Here is a 16,805-nt window from a genome sequence, read left to right on the forward strand (position 1 = left end):
CCATTAGCCGAACGGACGACCCCTTGCGGGATACGCGCCCGGTCTAAAATAGCGGTTTCCTTCAGTCCGCGCTCTTCGCCGCCCTCCGACGTGATCCGCTTCAAACAGTTCAGCCTGTCCCGCGGCACAAAGCCGCTTTTCGAAGACACGAGCTTCACGCTCAATCCGGGCGAGAAAGCCGGTCTCGTCGGCGCGAACGGCGCGGGCAAATCCACGCTCTTTTCCGTGCTGCGCGGCGAGTTGCACGCGGACGGCGGCGATTTCTCGATGCCGCCGTCGTCGCGCATCGCGCATGTCGCGCAGGAAACGCCCGCCGTGGATCGCACCGCGCTCGACTACACGCTCGACGGCGACACGCAGTTGCGCACCATCGAAGCGCGGATCGCGGCGGCGTCCGCCGCGCACGACGGCGCGGCCGAAGCCGAAGCCCACGCCGCTTTCGCCGATGCCGACGGCTACACCGCGCCCGCCCGCGCGGAAACGCTGCTGCTCGGGCTCGGCTTCACGCTCGAACAGACGCGCGAGCCGGTGGCGAGCTTCTCGGGCGGCTGGCGCATGCGTCTGAACCTCGCGCAGGCGCTGATGTGTCCGTCCGACCTGCTGCTGCTCGACGAACCGACGAACCACCTGGACCTCGACGCGATCGTCTGGCTGGAAGACTGGCTCGGCCGTTATCCGGGCACGCTCGTCGTGATCTCGCACGACCGCGAGTTTCTCGATGCGGTGTGCAACGTCACGCTGCATCTGGAGAACCGGCAGGTCAAGCGTTACGGCGGCAACTACAGCCAGTTCGAAGTGCTGCGCGCGCAACAGCTCGCGTTGCAGCAAAGCGCCTACGAGAAGCAGCAGAAGACGGTGCAGCATTTGCAGAGCTTCATCAACCGCTTCAAGGCCAAGGCCACCAAGGCGAAGCAGGCGCAAAGCCGCGTGAAGGCGCTTGAAAAAATGGAACTGATCGCGCCCGCGCACGCCAGTTCGCCGTTCACGTTCGAATTCCGCACGCCGGATGCCGCGCCGAATCCGATGATGGTGATGGAAGACGTGCGCTGCGGTTATCGCAGCGACGAAAGCGTCGAGATTCCGATTGTCGAAGGCGTGACGCTGTCGATCCAGAACGGGCAGCGCATCGGTCTGCTCGGCGCCAACGGTCAGGGCAAGTCCACGCTCATCAAAACGCTCGCCGGCACGCTAGACGCCCTCTCGGGTCACGTGCGGCAAGGCAAGGGCTTGCAGATCGGCTATTTCGCGCAGCATCAACTCGAAACCCTGCGCCCGGACGACTCCGCGCTCGCCCATCTCGCGCGCCTCGCGCCCGACACGCGCGAGCAGGAACTGCGCGACTTTCTCGGCAGCTTCAACTTTTCGGGCGACATGGCCACCGCGAAAATCGCGCCGTTTTCCGGCGGCGAGAAGGCCCGGCTCGCGCTCGCCCTCATCATCTGGCAGAAGCCCAATCTGCTGCTGCTCGACGAACCGACGAACCACCTCGATCTCGAAACGCGTCACGCGCTGACCATGGCGCTTGCGCAATTCGAGGGCACGCTCATTCTCGTGTCGCACGACCGCCATCTGCTGCGCGCCACCACCGACACGTTCATGCTGGTGGCGAAGCACCGGCTGAGTCCGTTCGACGGCGATCTCGATGATTATCGCGACTGGCTTCTGCAACATGCCGCCCAAACGCGCGCCGCCGCAAAGGAAGCGAACGGCGCGGCATCGGACTCCGGCAACGCGCAGGACAACGCGCTCAACCGGAAGGAGCAGCGCAGGCAGGAAGCGCAGGAGCGGCAGAAGCTCTCGCATTTGCGCAAGCCGCTGCAGTCGCGCATCGCGAAGATCGAGAAGGAAATGGACGCGCTCAATGCAGAGAAATCGACGCTCGATGCGTTCGTCGCCGATCCGGCGAGCTACGACGCCGCGATGAAGGCGAAGCTGACCGACACGATTCGCCGCCAGGGGGAAGTCAACGCGCGGCTCGAGACGCTCGAACTGGAGTGGCTCGAGGCGCACGAGGAACTCGAACAACTGAGCTCGTAATCCTCCACGGAGACCGACGACTTGACGACCTCTCCCGCTCTCGCCGGTCTTCGCGTGCTCGATCTGACGCGGCTTCTGCCCGGTCCGGTCGCTACGCTGCGCCTAGCCGAACTCGGCGCCGACGTGCTCAAGATCGAACCGCCGGGCGAAGGCGACTACGCCCGCTCGATGCTGCAAAGCGACGCCGACCGCGCGAGCGGCGCGCCGAGCGCGTTCTATCGGATCGTCAATCGCGGCAAGCGGTCGATGACGCTCGATCTGAAGACCGAAGCCGGTCGCGCGAGATTGATCGACCTCGCGCGCGATGCGGACGTGCTCGTCGAGAGCTTCCGGCCATCGGTCATGCAGCGGCTCGGCGTCGGTTACGACGTGCTGCGGCAAGCGAATCCGAGGCTCGTCTATTGCGCGATCACGGGCTTCGGCAGCAAAAGCGCGTTCGCCGACAAGGCGGGGCACGATCTCAACTACATCGCGTATGCAGGCGTGCTGGATCAGCTTGCCGAAGCGGACGGCGCGCCCATCGTGCCGAATTTCCAGCTGGCGGACCTGCTCGGCGGCGCACTCACGGCCGTCATGGAGATGCTTGCTGCGCTGTGGCACGTCGCGCGCGGCGGCGAAGGCCGCTTTCTCGACGTTTCCATGACGCACGCCGTCCATGCTAACAACGTGATGGCGCATGTCGCGCTCGCCAATTCCGACGAAGCCAGCACGCGCGCGGGCGCGGGACTGCTCAACGGCGGCGTGCCTTGCTACAACGTGTATCGCACGAAAGACGACAAGTTCATGGCGGTCGGCGCGCTCGAACTCAAGTTCTGGCAGACGCTATGCGGCGCGCTCGGCCGCCCGGACTGGGCCGCGCGGCACTGGAGTCTCGGGCAGGCCATCGGCGGCGCGGATGCGAAGGAACTCGCAGCACACGTGGCCGCGTGCTTTCGCGAGCGCACACGCGACGAATGGATCGCGCGACTCGAACCGCTCTATTGCTGCGTCGCGCCGGTGCTCACGCCGGCGGAAGCGGCGGTGCATCCGCTCTTTCGCGGCCGCGAAGACTAGCGTCGCGGCAAGGTCTGGCGCGGCTGCCGTTCGTCGTCGACGAGAACGTGCTTGCGGCCTGTGACATGACGGCGGATGGTGGCGACGACTTCGGCCTCGGTCACATCCGCGGACACGACGCGCCGCGAAATCTGCCCTTCACCGTCGATCCATTCGACGATCCGGCATCCGCTGCCGAACGGCTGTTGCAAGGGCGCCGAGACGCGGCAGCCGCGCAGGTGAAACGCAGGCGCGGGCCGGGCTGTTTTGACATGTTTCAAAGCGTGGTCCTCTCGATCCTTCCAGTCACTTCGGCGCGGCGGCGCGTAGTGGCTTCATCCGCCGGTCCTTGGTCCCGAAAGGATAGGGAAACCGCGCCCGCACTAGGTTACAGCCGCGCGCGAGTTTCTTACGGCCCGTTACCGAGGGTCCGATCCGTTCATTCGAGATCCCGCACGCGGTCGATCGCTTCTTCGATGCGATCGACCGCGATCACCTTGAGACCGTCCACAGCTTGCTTCGGCGCATTGGCCTTCGGAATCAGCGCGACGGAGAAGCCGAGCTTGGCCGCTTCTTTCAGGCGATCCTGCCCGCGCGGCGACGGGCGAATTTCCCCGGCGAGCCCCACTTCGCCGAAGGTAATCAAGCCCTTCGGCAGCGGTTTGTTGCGCATCGACGAGTGAATCGCGAGCAGCACAGCGAGATCGGCGGCAGGTTCGGTGATCTTCACGCCGCCTACCGCGTTCAGAAACACGTCCTGATCGAAACATGCGATGCCTGCGTGCCGATGCAGCACCGCGAGGAGCAACGCGAGCCGGTTCTGTTCGAGACCGACCGCGAGCCGACGGGGATTCGGCACATGCGCAGTATCGACGAGCGCCTGCACTTCCACGAGCAGCGGCCGCGAGCCCTCCTGCGTCACGAGCACACACGACCCCGCGACGCTCTGCTCGTGCTGCGACAGGAACAGTGCCGACGGATTCGCGACTCCGCGCAGACCCTTCTCGGTCATCGCGAACACGCCGAGTTCGTTCACCGCGCCGAAGCGGTTCTTAAACGCGCGCACGAGCCGGAACGAGGAGTGGGTGTCGCCCTCGAAGTACAACACCGTATCGACGATATGCTCCAGCACGCGCGGCCCGGCGAGGCTGCCTTCCTTCGTCACGTGGCCGACCATGATGATGGCCGTACCCGTCTGCTTCGCGATGCGCGTCAACTGCGCTGCGCATTCGCGGACCTGCGCGACGGAACCCGGCGCGGACGTCAGCGCTTCGGAATAGACGGTCTGGATCGAATCGATGACGGCGACTTCGGGACGCTGCTCGTCGATAGCCGCCTGAATCTTTTCGAGCTGAATTTCGGCGAGCAGCGCGAGGTCCGCCGCCGCGCTCGCCGTGCCGCCGAGCAGCCCGAGCCGCTGCGCCCGCAGTGCGATCTGCGCGCCTGACTCTTCGCCGCTCACATACAGCGACGGCCGCTCGCGCGCGATTTCGGCGAGCGATTGCAGCAAAAGCGTCGACTTGCCGATGCCCGGATCGCCGCCGATCAGCACCACGCCGCCCGGCACCAGGCCGCCGCCCAGCACGCGGTCGAATTCACCGACGCCGGTCGTGAAGCGCGGCACGTCCGCCGCTTCGATGTCGGCGAGGCGCTGCACCGGCGAAATCTTCGCGAGCGCCTGAAAGCGATGCGCCGAGGGCGCCTGCTCCACCGATTCCACGAGCGTGTTCCACGCCCCGCATGCCGCGCACTGTCCGGTCCACTTCGGCGCTTGTCCGCCGCATTCGCTACAGATGTAAAGCGTCTTTGCCTTCGCTGCTTTTGCCACGTATTGCCTTTAGAGATTCATTGCTTATAACGCGATGCGCCCGCGCTCATTCCGCGCGGACCGGCACGCGTTGCGCGATCGCGCACATCAGCTCGTAGCCGATGGTGCCGCACGAGGCCGCCACGTCGTCGATCGGCAGGTTCGCGCCCCACAATTCGACGCGCGAGCCGATGCCCGCGTTCGGGCACGGTGTCAGATCGACGGTGAGCATGTCCATCGAAACGCGGCCGACAAGCGCCGTCCTCACGCCATCGACGATGACCGGCGTGCCTTCCGGCGCGATGCGCGGATAGCCGTCCGCGTAGCCGCACGCGACCACGCCGATGCGCATCGGCCGGCCCGCCGTGTAGGTCGAGCCGTAGCCGATGCTGTCGCCCGGCCGCACCGTCTGCACGGCGATCAGCTCGGACGAGAGCGTCATCGCGGGTTTCAGGCCCACATCGGCGATATCGGCCGTTACGCCCGACGGCGACGCCCCGTACAGGATGATGCCCGGGCGCACCCAGTCGAAGTGCGCGTCCGGATGCCATAGCACCGCCGCCGAGTTCGAGAGACTGCGCGCGCCCGCGATGCCTTCCGCGCCGCGCTCGAACGCCTCGAGCTGATGCGCGATGCCGCGTTCGCTGTCGGCGTCGGAAAAATGGGTCATGAGCGTGATCTGCCCGATGCCCTGACAGGCGCGCGCCCGCTCCCACGCCGCGCGAAACCGCTCGGGCGTGTAGCCGAGCCGGTTCATGCCGCTGTTCATCTTCAACTGCACGTTGACGGGCTTCGAGAGCCGCGCCATTTCCAGCATGCGCAGTTGCTCGTCGCAGTGAATCGCCGTGGTGAGGCTATAACGGTCGATCACGTCGATGTCGGTCGGACGGAAAAAGCCTTCGAGCAGCAAAATGGGCCCCGCCCAGCCGAGTTCGCGCAACTTCGCCGCTTCTTCGAGGTCCAGAAGACCGAAACCGTCCGTTGCGCGAAGTCCGGGGAACGCTCGCGCGAGTCCGTGGCCATACGCATTGGCCTTCACGACGGCCCATATCTTGGATTTCGGCGCGTACTTGCGCGCAATGGCAAGGTTGTTGGCGAGAGCGGCGGTATGAATGGTTGCGGAAAGGGGGCGCGGCATGAGTTTTGGTCGGAAATGCGGTTCGGGCGGAAAGGCAAGCATACGCCACTGGCGCGAGCGGCCCGTTCGCCGGTCGAGACACCTTGAGAATCAGTACCTTATGACAAATGGCGCTTGCGGAGGGCTGGTCTCGCGCGTCATCGAGATTACTGCTAGTCAGAATGTGCCTATTTTCGTGTTATAAAGCCGTGCGCACAACCCATTTCGAACGGCATAAGCCCGAACGCGTGACCGGCCGCAGCGGCGGCAGCGAGGGCGGATTCCCGGCAGTGAGGAAAGCTTCGGATCAGATGAAAAAAGGTTTTTACACCATCATGGCCGCGCAGTTTTTCTCGTCGCTGGCCGATAACGCTCTACTGATCGCTGCCATTGCACTGCTGAAAGACCTTCACGCGCCGAACTGGATGACGCCGCTGCTCAAGCTGTTCTTCGTGCTCTCCTATGTGGTTCTCGCAGCGTTCGTCGGTGCTTTCGCGGATTCCAGGCCCAAAGGCCGCGTGATGTTCGTGACCAATTCCATCAAGGTAGTCGGCTGCGTGACCATGCTCATCGGCGCGCATCCGCTGCTCGCATACGGCATCGTCGGCTTCGGCGCGGCGGCGTATTCGCCCGCGAAGTACGGCATTCTCACCGAGCTGCTGCCGCCCGACAGGCTCGTCGCGGCCAACGGTTGGATCGAGGGCACGACGGTCGGCTCCATCATTCTCGGCACCGTGATGGGCGGCGCGCTCATCAGCCCGCATATCGCGAGTCATCTGCTGACGCTGCACATACCGCGCATCAACACGCCCGCCGAAGCCGCGATGCTCGTCATCATGCTGATGTACGTGGTCGCCGCGATCTTTAATCTGCGCATTCCCGACACCGGCGCGCGTTATCCGAAGCAGGAACATCGGCCCATCAAGCTCATCACCGATTTCGCGGACTGCTTTCTCACGCTCTGGCGCGACAAGCTCGGCCAGATTTCGCTCGCCGTCACGACGCTTTTCTGGGGCGCGGGCGCGACGCTGCAGTTCATCGTGCTCAAGTGGGCCGAAGTGTCGCTCGGCATGACGCTTTCGCAGGCGGCCATTCTGCAGGCCGTGATCGCAGTGGGCGTGGCGGTCGGCGCGGTGCTCGCGGCGGCGCGCGTGCCGCTCAAGCGCTCGCTGTCGGTGCTGCCGGTGGGTATCGCAATGGGGCTCGCCGTCATGCTGATGGCGTTCTACACGCGGCACCTCTTTCCCGCGCATTGGGGCGTCTACTTCGGCAAGATGCACTTTCCGGGTTATCTGCTGATCGCGTATCTGTTCCTGATGATCGTGGGCGGTCTTTCGGGCTTTTTCGTCGTGCCGATGAACGCGCTCTTGCAGCATCGCGGGCACGTGCTGCTTTCTGCCGGACACTCCATCGCCGTGCAGAACTTCAACGAGAATCTGTCCGTGCTCATCATGCTGTGCCTCTACGCCGTGCTCGTGTGGCTCGACATGCCCATCCAGTTCGTCATCGTGATGTTCGGATCCTTCGTGTGTCTGATGATGTACTTCGTCATGCGCCGCCATCAGGCGAATCAGCGCGCGTTCGATTCGGTCGCGCTGATCGGAGAAGCGCGGCACTGACACCGCTGCGCTGGCTGCCGGTTTCACTGCGCGCATCGGCCGATCGGGCTAATCTTTCTTCATCATGCTTGCTGCCGATCTCTTCTCATTCGTCACGCGCGTGCGCGAGCGCGCGCCGCTCGTTCACTGCCTGACGAACCTCGTCGTCACGAATTTCACGGCCAACGTGCTGCTCGCCATCGGCGGGGCGCCGGCGATGGTCGTCGCGCGCGAGGAAGCCGCGCAGTTCGCGCCGCTGGCCAATGCGCTTCTGGTCAACCTCGGCACGCTCGACGTGCCGCAGATGCGCGCGATGCGCGCCGCCGTCGATGCCGCCAACAGCGCGGGCACGCCCTGGGTGCTCGATCCGGTCGCTGTCGGCCCGCTCACGTTTCGCACCGAATTCGCGCTCGAATTGCTCGACGCGAAACCGGCCGTGATTCGCGGCAACGCGTCGGAGATCATCAGCCTGTCGGGCGGCGAAGCGAGCGGACGCGGCGTCGACAGCACCGCCGCCACCGACGCCGCGCTCGACGCCGCGCAAATTCTGGCGCTGAAAACGCAGGCCGTCGTCGCCGTCACCGGCGCGACCGATTGCATCACCGATGGCCGCCGCGTGATCGCGCTCTCGAACGGCTCGCCGCTGATGACGCGCGTGACGGGCGTCGGCTGCGCGCTCTCGGCGACGGTCGCGGCGTTCGTCGGCGCGGCGCAGTCTCGCGATGAACACTGGGCGGCGACGATCGCCGCCATCGCCTATTCGACCGTCGCCGGGGAGCTCGCCGCCCGTGAAGCCGCGTTGCCCGGCAGCTTCGCCGTCGCGTATCTGGACCGGCTCGCCTCGGTCGATTCGCAAGCATTCGACGCGACGCTCGTGCTCCGCGAGGTGACCGTATCGTGACCATGCGGCGCGCGTTCGATCTTTCGCTCTATCTCGTGCTCGATCCCGTGCAGTGCGGCGGTCATGACGCGGCGCTTTCCGTCGCCCGCGGCGCGCTCGACGGCGGCGCGACGCTGCTGCAACTGCGCGCGCCCCAGTGGCACAAGCGCGCGTGGCTGGCGCTCGCGCTCGACCTGTTGCCGATGACGCGCGCCTGCGGCGTTCCGCTCGTCATCAACGATCACGTCGATGTCGCGCTTGCGGCCGGCGCGGACGGCGTGCACGTCGGCCAGCGTGATCTGCCGGCGGAGCTCGCGCGGCGGCTGCTCGGGCCCGATGCGCTGATCGGTCTGTCGGTGTCGAATCTCGCGGAAGTCGCCGACGCGAACCGGCTCGCGGGCGTGATCGACTATGTCGGCGCGGGACCGGTCTACGCGACGCCGACCAAAACCGACGCCTCGGCGCCGTGCGGTATCGACGGTCTCGCCGCTCTGTGCGCGAGAGCGCGCTTCCCGACCGTGGCCATAGGCGGCATTCAGGCGCACAACGCCGCCGACGTCATGCGCGCGAAACCCGCGGGGCTCGCGGTCGTCTCGGCGATCTGCAAGGCCGAAAATCCGCGCGATGCCGCAGCCGCCCTGCGCGAGACGATCACCCGCGTTCAATCCTGACTTTTCTCATGTCTTCGACGAAACCCATTTTCAACGCGCTCACGATCGCCGGTTCCGACTCCGGCGGCGGCGCGGGCATTCAGGCCGATCTCAAGGCGTTCTCTGCGCTCGGTGCTTACGGCGCGAGCGTCATCACGGCGCTGACCGCGCAGAACACGCGCGGCGTCACGGCCGTCCACGCGCCGGACCCGGCATTCGTCACGGCACAGCTCGACGCCGTGTTCGACGACATCCGCATCGACGCGGTCAAGATCGGGATGCTGGCGAACGCGGGCATCGTGCGCGCGGTCGCGGATGCGCTGAGGCGCCATCGCCCGGCGCATGTCGTGCTCGATACGGTGATGATTTCGAAGAGCAATCACGCGCTGCTCGCGCCCGAAGCGGTGGCGGCGCTGCGCGACGAACTGCTGCCGCTCGCCACGCTCGTCACGCCGAATCTGCCCGAAGCGGCGGCGCTGCTCGGCACGCAACCCGCCGCCGATGAAGACGCCATGGTGCGCCAGGGCGAGGCGCTGCTTGCCTCGGGCGCGCGCGCGGTGCTGATGAAAGGCGGGCATCTGGCGTCGCCGGACAGTCCCGACTGGCTCATCCAGACCACGGGCGCGTTGCGGCTTTCGGGCGCGCGCGTCGCGTTGAAGAACACGCATGGCACGGGCTGCACGCTGTCGGCGGCGATTGCCGCGCTGATCCCGCAGACCGGCGACCTCGCGAGCGCCACTGCCGAAGCCAAGCGGTATCTCACCGGCGCGATTGAGGCAAGCGCTCGCCTGGAAGTGGGCCACGGCGTGGGGCCGGTGCATCACTTCTATCGGTGGTGGTGACGGAGTAGCTGTAGGAAGCGGCGGACGCTTCGCCCCGCGACGTCGTTCGTCCGGAGAGGTGAATTCGCGGATTCCTCCGGCGAGCGCCACCGCCGAATCACCAGCGCGATCCAGCCGAGCGCACGGCCGCGCGTCAGTCACGGCGTCGGGCCGGTGCATCACTTCTTCCGGTGGTGGTGACGGAGCAGTTGCAGGAAACGGCGAACGCTTAGCCGGACGACGTTGTTCGTCCGGAAAGATGAAGCTGCGCGATTCCTCCGGTCAGCGCCACCGCCGAAGCCAAGCGGTATCTCACCGGCGCGATCGAGGCGGGCGCGCGCCTGGAAGTGGGCCACGGCGTCGGGGCGGTGCATCACTTTTATCGATGGTGGTGATTGAACAACTGTAGGAAGCGGCGAACGCTTAGCCGGACGACGTTGTTCGTCCGGAGAGATGAAGCCGCGGATTCCTCCGGCGAGCGCCACGGCCGAAGCGAAGCGCTACCCAGCGGCGCGATCAAGGCGAGCGCGCGGCCGAGGGTCGGCCTCGCGTCGGATAGTCACGCGGGCGCGGGAAGCCCGAAAGCAGCGAACGCCCTTGCGCGTCCGGGCCAGTCGTCCGGAACGACGAAGCCGCGCGATTCCTCGCCCCAGCCGCCCGCTTCGTCGCGCACGTAGCCGGCGATCATCGTCGGCGCAGTGATGGCGGCGAGATACGCGTGAATGGCGGCGGCTTCGGTTATCAGCGATTCGGCATCGGAGGCGCTCAGGCGGCGCGGCGCGAGCCACGCGAGACGCGGCTGCACGACCCACACGCGATTTTCATGCCGTCCGGCCTGCCCGTGTCGATGGCGCCACTCCGTCGCCGTCAGCCACCAGCCGCGCACATGCGCTTCGCCCACTTCCGGCGCGGGCGCGATGCCTTCGTCGTGATAGAACAGCCGGCCCTTGATGAACATTTCTGGCCGCCACTGCCCGGCCAGCCCGAGCGCGGCGAACTCCGCACGCGACGTCAAGCCGAGCTGATGCGTCAAGAGCCGCGCGTGCTTAAGATCGAAGCGATCCTGCAGATTCGGCCCGACATAGTCCGACAGACGCGCCGCCCGCGCCCCGCCGTCGCCGATATGCAAATAGAACTTCACCGCCAGTTCCCAATGCAGCCGCGCGCCGGTCGCGCTCTCCAGCAGAAAATCGCACTCTCCGATGGTCCGGCGCTGACGCCGCAGCGGCACGTTCGCCGCGATGAGCCGCGCGGCGGGCCCGTGCGCGAGAAAAAATTCGAGCAGGCTTTCGGCGTAGATGCCGAGGCGCGTCGATTTGGGATTACGTGAGCGCACGTGCAGTGCGTCTGGCGCGGCATCGAGCGCGGCGAGCCAGGCAAGCGTGGCGTCGCGCGTTCCGGCCGATTCGAACGGCTCCGCGAGCGGCGCGCCCGCCGCGCTCTCGCGCAGAAGGTCAGGCGAGAAAAGCAGCCACGCCAGATCGCGCACCGTCGCGTCCTCGAAACGATCGACGAGGCGCGACAGGCCGGTCATCCGCGTGCGCCCTTCCCGCTTGCGGCTCCGGGTTGCACGCCGAGCGCGGCGAGCGCGTCGGCGTGTGTCTTGCGGGCAAGGCACAAGTCAGCCCAGGCTTTCGCCTTGTCCGGCAAGCTGCGCAACAGATACGCCGGGTGATACGTGACGACGACGGGCACGCCGCGATACTCGTGCACGCGCCCGCGCAACGACGCGATGCTCGCTTCGCTCTTCAAGAGACTCTGCGCGGCGAAGCGCCCGAGCGCGACGATGATCTTCGGCTTCACGAGTTCGACCTGACGCTGCAAATACGGCTCGCAACGCGCGACTTCGTCGAGTTCCGGATTGCGGTTGCCGGGCGGCCGGCACTTGATGACGTTCGCGATATAGACGTTCGATTCACGCGAGAGGCCGAGCGCGTGCAGCATGTTGTCGAGCAGCTTGCCCGCCTGCCCGACGAACGGCTCGCCCTCTTTGTCCTCGTTCTCGCCGGGCGCTTCGCCAATCAGCATCCAGTCGGCTTCGCGATCGCCGACGCCGAATACCGCGTTCGTTCGGCGCTCGCACAGCCGGCACAGCTCGCAGCCCGCGACGCGATCGGCAAGCGTCGTCCAGTCGAGCGTGCGGACGTCGTCGGGAACGGCTGGCGCCGTGGGCGGTGCCGGCGATGGCGCCTCGTCGGTCCACGGGAGATCGTCGTAGGCGTCGAACGGCGGGGTGTCGAAGCGCTGCGGGTCGGGGTCTGCTCGGTCCGAACGGGCTGCCACGGGCGAGGGAACACGAACGTCGACCGGCGGCGTCGATGTCCGCGGCCGGCTCGCAGAGAATGCCGGATCGGCGTTGGGCGCCGCCGCGTGAGAGGCGTCGAGGGGCGTCGGAGAATGTGGGCGCCTTGCGGCGTAGGCCGGGGCTGCGTCCGGTGCCGTATGCGTGGCATCCGGTGCCGCTGTGCGAGAAGCGTCAAAGGGCGGCATCGGTGCGTGGATGCTGCTCGCGCCGGCTGCCGGCTCCGCGTGTGGTGCGGCAGCTGCCGCATTCGCGGCATCAGGCGCCGCTGTGCGAGAGGCGTCGAACGGCGGCATCGGTCTTTGCCAGTTCCTCGCGCCGGCTGCCGGTTGCGCCTGTTGTGCCGCATTCGCTGCATCCGGCGCCCCCACGCGCGACGCGCTGAGCGGTGGAGCCGCTGCCGACGGAGTGCTTGCGGCAAGTGCCGTCGCCTCCACCGCATCCGGCTCCGGCGCGCCCGCCTTTCTCCTCACCCACAGGAGCCCAAGCCCCAGTTCCTCGATCAGCGATTCATCGAGCGCCATGCGCACTCTCCTTGAACGACAGACGCATGACGATTGCGTCCTCGCGCGACCGATGCCGCGCGGGGTAATAGTTCTTGCGACGCCCGATGGCCGTGAACCCGAACCGCTCGTAAAGCTGGATGGCGCGCGGATTGGACGGCCGCACTTCGAGCAGCATGCCTTCGAGCTTTTCCGCACGCGCCACGCGCACCGCTTCGCGCAGCAGCGTCAGCCCCGCGCCCGCGCGCTGGGCTGACGGCGCGACGCACAGATTCAGCAGATGCATCTCATCGACGACCGGCATCAGCACGCAGTAGCCGATCAGCGTGCCCGTCACGTGACGCAGGCACACGCCGTAATAACCGTTGCGCAGCGAATCCTGGAAATTGCCGCGGCTCCACGGAAACTCGTAGGCGAGCTTCTCGACGGCGGCGACTTCGTCGAGGTCGGCTTCGGTCATCGGCGTCAGATACCGATCCGCGAGCAATACGCCGCTCACCGAAGCGCCTCCGCGCTAGCCGAGTCTGCGCCGGACCTGGCCGCCGCTGCGCGTGCTTCGGTGCGCTCGGCCGTGGTCTGCGCGACCTTGTTGCGCACGTAATCCGGCGCGGCGAGTTCCGGCGCGAGCGCGCGCCCCGCCCGCAGCGCGCGCAAGCCGAGCAGCGCGACGGGCAACGCATGCGGCAGCGCGTCCCGGTCGACGCGCGTAGCAGCCGCAAGCGCAGGCAGGCGGTCGCCGAATGCCGCTGCCGCGTTGCCCGCGAGCGCGAACGGCGCCGACGGAAGCGGCAGCGCGGCGGGGGCATCGAGCGATGCGGCGTGCAGTTCCCGCCAGTCGCCGCCGAGCGCCGGGTCGTGTTCGTACTCCGCCCAGTAGACTTCGTCCATGCGCGCATCGAGCGCGACGAGCACGCGGGCCGGCAGCGACGCATCATTGAGCCGCGCCGCTTCCGCGCACGCGAGCAGCGTGCTCACCGGCACCACCGGCACGTTCAGGCCGAACGCGAGTCCTTGCGCGACGCCCGTTGCCGTGCGCAAACCGGTGAAGGAGCCCGGCCCCGCGCCGAACGCGATGGCGTTGCAGTCCGCGAGTGCGAGCCCGGCTTCGCCGAGCAGTTCGCGCACCGCCGGCAAAAGACGTGTGCTCGACACCGCGCCCGTCGCTTCGTGACGGAACCAGACGGACGTGTCGCCGCTCGCGTAAGCAGGCGCGGCAGCGGAGGACGGCCTTGGCGCGGAATCGTCGAGCAGAAGCGCGACGGAGCAGAATTCCGTCGAGGTGTCGAGAGCGAGCAGTACGGTGCGTGTCATAGCCGGTATTGTAATGCGGGACGGCACAGGCTTTCGCGGCTGGCGTGACATCGGGCGTTCGCTGACGGACTTTCCTGCGCGCACGAAGCGCCAGTCTGCGAGGCAGTCCAATTGGAAGAATGCCTCCACCGGCGGCCTCCGTGCGCTTGCTAAGATCGTCCGCATCTCATGATTCCAAAAGGACGCCCCGCATGACCGACCTCGACCAGCAATTCGCCCGCGCTCAAAGCGACGTTACGCAACTGCCCGAGCGCCCCGGCAATCTCACGCTCTTGCGGCTTTACGCGCTTTACAAGCAGGCAAGCGTCGGCGACGTGCAAGGCGACGCGCCCGGGTTCACGGATATCGCCGGCAAATACAAGCACGAAGCGTGGGCCGCGCTGAAAGGCACGCCGGCCGATACGGCCAAGGAGCGTTACGTCGAACTCGTCGAGTCGCTCAAGCGCGGCGAAGCGGGCTAACCGATTCGGGCTCCCCATACGGCTGCCCCGCGCCGTCGATGCCCTCCGATGGCGCGTCAATGCGTCAAACTGTGGCGCGGTGCAGCAAATTCCGATATAATGCACAGCATGCTTGATCGCGAGATGCACGCCGCAAGGCCGCGCGTCTAGTGTCAAAGCGCTTCGTAGCGTTTCGCTCCAATCCAGTTTAGAAACTGTCCCTTCCCTGCCAGGCCGTAGCGCATCGTTTGTGCGCTGTTCATTTCGCGGCCCGTCATGCACCAGGCTGACGTTAGTGCTCAAAGCGCTGACGTATCCGATACAGCTTCTAACAACGATGCTCGCCGTCTGTTGCGCGAGTTGCCCCCGTTTTTCGATTTGCTCGCTGTTTCTTCGCTCGCTGAATCCAACGACTTGGGTATGCCGATTGGCGCCGACGCCTTATTTCCCGTTTCAAGGATCGACATGACTTCGAGCTTCACCCCCAGCCCGTTGGACAACATCGCAACACAAACGCTTGGCATTTCCCCGGCCGCCGACACGGCCGCTGCCGCTGCCTCGGCCGCTGCCTCAGTGGAAACGGCTCCCGCAGCGCCCGCCGGCCCTACTTTCGAATCGCTCGGCCTTTCCGCCGATATCGTCTCCGCATTGACCGACGCCGGCTACCAGTCGCCGACGCCCGTGCAGCAGCGCGCCATTCCCGCTGCGCTCGCCGGCCGCGATCTGCTCGTTTCGAGCCCGACCGGCTCCGGCAAGACGGCGGCGTTCATGCTGCCGGCCATCGAAAAATTCGCGCAACTCGAAAAGTTGCAAGCGCAGCAGCCGCGCCAGCCGCGTGACCCGAACGCACGTCCCGGCCGCCGCCCGCAACCGATCGCGCGCCCGCAGTTGCTCGTGCTCACGCCGACGCGCGAACTCGCGATGCAAGTGTCCGCTGCCGCGACCACGTACGGTCGCCATTTGCGCCGCCTGCGCACGGTCAGCATTCTCGGTGGCGTGGCGTATGGCCAGCAATTGATGCTGCTCGCGAAGAACCCCGAAATCCTCGTCGCGACGCCGGGCCGCCTGATCGACCATCTGGAACGCGGCCGCATCGACCTGTCGAACCTCAACATGCTCGTGCTCGACGAAGCCGACCGCATGCTCGACATGGGCTTCATCGAAGATATCGAGACGATCGTCGCGGCGACGCCGGCCACGCGTCAGACGCTGCTCTTCTCGGCCACCATCGACGGCAAGATCGCGTCGCTGACCGGCCGCCTGCTGAAGGACCCGGAGCGCATCGAGATCGTGCAGAAGCTGGAAGCGCGCAGCAACATCGCGCAGACGGTGCATTACGTCGATGACCGCGATCACAAGGATCGCCTGCTCGATCACCTGCTGCGCGATACCGACCTGGATCAGGCCATCGTGTTCACGGCGACGAAGAGCGACGCCGATCTGATCGCGAATCGTCTGGCGGATGCGGGCTTCGAATCCGCGGCGCTGCATGGCGACCTGCCGCAAGGCGCACGCAACCGTACGATCCGCGCGCTGCGCGAGCGCCGTGTGCGCGTGCTGGTGGCCACGGATGTCGCGGCGCGCGGTATCGATATTCCGGGTATCACGCACGTGTTCAACTACGATCTGCCGAAGTTCGCCGAAGACTACGTGCACCGCATCGGCCGCACGGGCCGCGCGGGACGCAGCGGCACGGCGGTGAGCCTCGTGCATCACGCCGAAATGGGCGCGCTCAAGCGCATCGAGCGTTTCGTGCACGCGCCGCTGCCGGTGAATGTCGTCGCGGGCTTCGAGCCGCGCAAGGCGCCGCCCAAGGGCGGCTTCGGTGGCCGCGGCCGTCCGGGCGGCGGTAATGGCGGCCGGCGCTTCGGCAGCGGCAATGGCGGCGGACGCGGCTACGGCGCGGCCAACGCCAGCGGCTACGGCAACAAGTCGAACGCCGGTTCGCGCGAAGGCGGCTATCGCGAAGGCGGTTATCGCGGCGGCAACGCCGGTAGCGGCGATCGTGAAGGCGGTTATCGCGGCGGCAACCGCGACGGCGGTTTCGGCCAGCGCGACGGATACAGCGCACGCCGCAACGACGGCCCGCGCGCACCGCGCCGCGGCAATTGATGTAAGCGAGTGACGGCGCAATAGCGCCGCCGTCCGCCAGCAGGAAAAAAACCGATGCCTCGCGCATCGGTTTTTTTTCGCCGCTCGCGTCATTTCATAATGCGCAACGATTTTTTGCGTCGCAAAAGCGTTGCTGCGCGGCACAACGAACGCGATTGCGGCATGGGAAAGAACATTTCACCATATGAAACGCCG

15 protein-coding genes are annotated in these 16,805 nt (G+C 66.6%); 8 read left to right on the forward strand and 7 right to left on the reverse strand.

Annotated features, from left to right (window positions below; all coding sequences use genetic code 11):
• Positions 1 to 90 precede the first annotated feature (90 nt).
• Together P9239_RS12435 and P9239_RS12440 are read left to right on the forward strand one after the other, a co-directional pair.
• Positions 91 to 2,037 carry an ATP-binding cassette domain-containing protein gene (locus P9239_RS12435; protein ID WP_309751190.1) on the forward strand — a complete coding sequence of 649 codons (1,947 nt, stop codon included), beginning with the start codon at positions 91 to 93 and terminating at the stop codon, positions 2,035 to 2,037.
• A gap of 21 nt (positions 2,038 to 2,058) precedes the next feature.
• On the forward strand, positions 2,059 to 3,090 hold the full coding sequence (locus tag P9239_RS12440; RefSeq protein ID WP_309751192.1) for a CaiB/BaiF CoA-transferase family protein: 1,032 nt from the start codon (positions 2,059 to 2,061) through the stop codon (positions 3,088 to 3,090).
• Here the strand turns inward: P9239_RS12440 and P9239_RS12445 are convergent.
• The 3 genes from P9239_RS12445 to alr all read right to left on the reverse strand — a co-directional run bounded on the left by P9239_RS12445 (position 3,087) and on the right by alr (position 6,014).
• On the reverse strand, positions 3,087 to 3,350 hold the full coding sequence (locus tag P9239_RS12445) for a DUF2866 domain-containing protein (RefSeq protein WP_241269851.1): 264 nt from the start codon (positions 3,348 to 3,350) through the stop codon (positions 3,087 to 3,089). The genes P9239_RS12440 and P9239_RS12445 overlap by 4 nt on opposite strands.
• A 158-nt stretch (positions 3,351 to 3,508) precedes the next feature.
• Positions 3,509 to 4,897 carry a DNA repair protein RadA gene (radA, locus tag P9239_RS12450; protein WP_309751195.1) on the reverse strand — a complete coding sequence of 463 codons (1,389 nt, stop codon included), beginning with the start codon at positions 4,895 to 4,897 and terminating at the stop codon, positions 3,509 to 3,511.
• A 46-nt stretch (positions 4,898 to 4,943) separates the two neighbouring features.
• Positions 4,944 to 6,014, reverse strand: a complete 1,071-nt coding sequence (alr, locus tag P9239_RS12455; protein WP_309751197.1) for an alanine racemase — start codon at positions 6,012 to 6,014, stop codon at positions 4,944 to 4,946.
• Between the two features lie 290 nt (positions 6,015 to 6,304).
• On the opposite strand from alr, the gene lplT reads away from it, so the two are divergent.
• The 4 genes from lplT to thiD all read left to right on the forward strand — a co-directional run bounded on the left by lplT (position 6,305) and on the right by thiD (position 9,963).
• A complete protein-coding gene (lplT, locus tag P9239_RS12460) occupies positions 6,305 to 7,612 on the forward strand; it encodes a lysophospholipid transporter LplT (protein ID WP_309751199.1) in 1,308 nt (435 codons plus the stop codon).
• 64 nt (positions 7,613 to 7,676) lie between these two features.
• Complete coding sequence (gene thiM / locus P9239_RS12465) at positions 7,677 to 8,492, forward strand: hydroxyethylthiazole kinase (RefSeq protein WP_309751201.1); 816 nt, start codon at positions 7,677 to 7,679, stop codon at positions 8,490 to 8,492.
• Between the two features lie 2 nt (positions 8,493 to 8,494).
• On the forward strand, positions 8,495 to 9,142 hold the full coding sequence (gene thiE / locus P9239_RS12470) for a thiamine phosphate synthase (RefSeq protein WP_309754030.1): 648 nt from the start codon (positions 8,495 to 8,497) through the stop codon (positions 9,140 to 9,142).
• 8 nt (positions 9,143 to 9,150) lie between these two features.
• Entirely contained in the window at positions 9,151 to 9,963 is an 813-nt protein-coding gene (gene thiD / locus P9239_RS12475) for a bifunctional hydroxymethylpyrimidine kinase/phosphomethylpyrimidine kinase (RefSeq protein ID WP_309751202.1), read from the forward strand.
• Positions 9,964 to 10,501: 538 nt separating this feature from the next.
• Here thiD and P9239_RS12485 read toward each other — a convergent pair.
• The 4 genes from P9239_RS12485 to tsaB all read right to left on the reverse strand — a co-directional run bounded on the left by P9239_RS12485 (position 10,502) and on the right by tsaB (position 14,058).
• Positions 10,502 to 11,476, reverse strand: a complete 975-nt coding sequence (locus P9239_RS12485) for a DUF1853 family protein (RefSeq protein ID WP_309751203.1) — start codon at positions 11,474 to 11,476, stop codon at positions 10,502 to 10,504.
• Positions 11,473 to 12,540 (reverse strand): uracil-DNA glycosylase, encoded by a 1,068-nt coding sequence (locus P9239_RS12490; RefSeq protein ID WP_404980095.1) that lies wholly within the window; start codon positions 12,538 to 12,540, stop codon positions 11,473 to 11,475. Before P9239_RS12490 ends, P9239_RS12485 begins: the two co-directional genes overlap by 4 nt.
• Before the next feature lie 214 nt (positions 12,541 to 12,754).
• Positions 12,755 to 13,246: a ribosomal protein S18-alanine N-acetyltransferase gene (rimI, locus tag P9239_RS12495; protein ID WP_309751207.1), complete on the reverse strand. Its 492-nt coding sequence runs from the start codon at positions 13,244 to 13,246 to the stop codon at positions 12,755 to 12,757.
• Positions 13,243 to 14,058 carry a tRNA (adenosine(37)-N6)-threonylcarbamoyltransferase complex dimerization subunit type 1 TsaB gene (gene tsaB / locus P9239_RS12500; protein WP_309751209.1) on the reverse strand — a complete coding sequence of 272 codons (816 nt, stop codon included), beginning with the start codon at positions 14,056 to 14,058 and terminating at the stop codon, positions 13,243 to 13,245. The genes rimI and tsaB overlap by 4 nt, the downstream gene beginning before the upstream one ends.
• 191 nt (positions 14,059 to 14,249) lie before the next feature.
• Between tsaB and P9239_RS12505 the strand changes: the two genes are divergently transcribed.
• Both P9239_RS12505 and P9239_RS12510 read left to right on the forward strand, forming a co-directional pair.
• On the forward strand, positions 14,250 to 14,519 hold the full coding sequence (locus P9239_RS12505) for an acyl-CoA-binding protein (protein WP_309751211.1): 270 nt from the start codon (positions 14,250 to 14,252) through the stop codon (positions 14,517 to 14,519).
• 444 nt (positions 14,520 to 14,963) lie between these two features.
• The gene (locus P9239_RS12510; RefSeq protein WP_309751212.1) at positions 14,964 to 16,610 is read left to right on the forward strand and encodes a DEAD/DEAH box helicase; all 1,647 of its coding nucleotides are present in this window, start codon (positions 14,964 to 14,966) and stop codon (positions 16,608 to 16,610) included.
• The last annotated feature ends 195 nt before the right edge of the window (positions 16,611 to 16,805 follow it).

This window comes from Caballeronia sp. LZ062 (assembly GCF_031450785.1).
Taxonomy (GTDB): Bacteria; Pseudomonadota; Gammaproteobacteria; order Burkholderiales; family Burkholderiaceae; genus Caballeronia.

Excerpts from the sequence above, each read along its gene's own strand:
- P9239_RS12510 (WP_309751212.1), top strand. The coding sequence starts at position 14,964 with ATGACTTCGAGCTTCACCCCCAGCCCGTTGGACAACATCGCAACACAA.
- thiD (WP_309751202.1), top strand. The coding sequence starts at position 9,151 with ATGTCTTCGACGAAACCCATTTTCAACGCGCTCACGATCGCCGGTTCC.
- lplT (WP_309751199.1), top strand. The coding sequence starts at position 6,305 with ATGAAAAAAGGTTTTTACACCATCATGGCCGCGCAGTTTTTCTCGTCG.
- P9239_RS12505 (WP_309751211.1), top strand. The coding sequence starts at position 14,250 with ATGACCGACCTCGACCAGCAATTCGCCCGCGCTCAAAGCGACGTTACG.
- alr (WP_309751197.1), bottom strand. The coding sequence starts at position 6,014 with ATGCCGCGCCCCCTTTCCGCAACCATTCATACCGCCGCTCTCGCCAAC.
- tsaB (WP_309751209.1), bottom strand. The coding sequence starts at position 14,058 with ATGACACGCACCGTACTGCTCGCTCTCGACACCTCGACGGAATTCTGC.
- thiE (WP_309754030.1), top strand. The coding sequence starts at position 8,495 with ATGCGGCGCGCGTTCGATCTTTCGCTCTATCTCGTGCTCGATCCCGTG.
- P9239_RS12485 (WP_309751203.1), bottom strand. The coding sequence starts at position 11,476 with ATGACCGGCCTGTCGCGCCTCGTCGATCGTTTCGAGGACGCGACGGTG.
- thiM (WP_309751201.1), top strand. The coding sequence starts at position 7,677 with ATGCTTGCTGCCGATCTCTTCTCATTCGTCACGCGCGTGCGCGAGCGC.
- P9239_RS12490 (WP_404980095.1), bottom strand. The coding sequence starts at position 12,540 with ATGCCGCCGTTCGACGCCTCTCGCACAGCGGCGCCTGATGCCGCGAAT.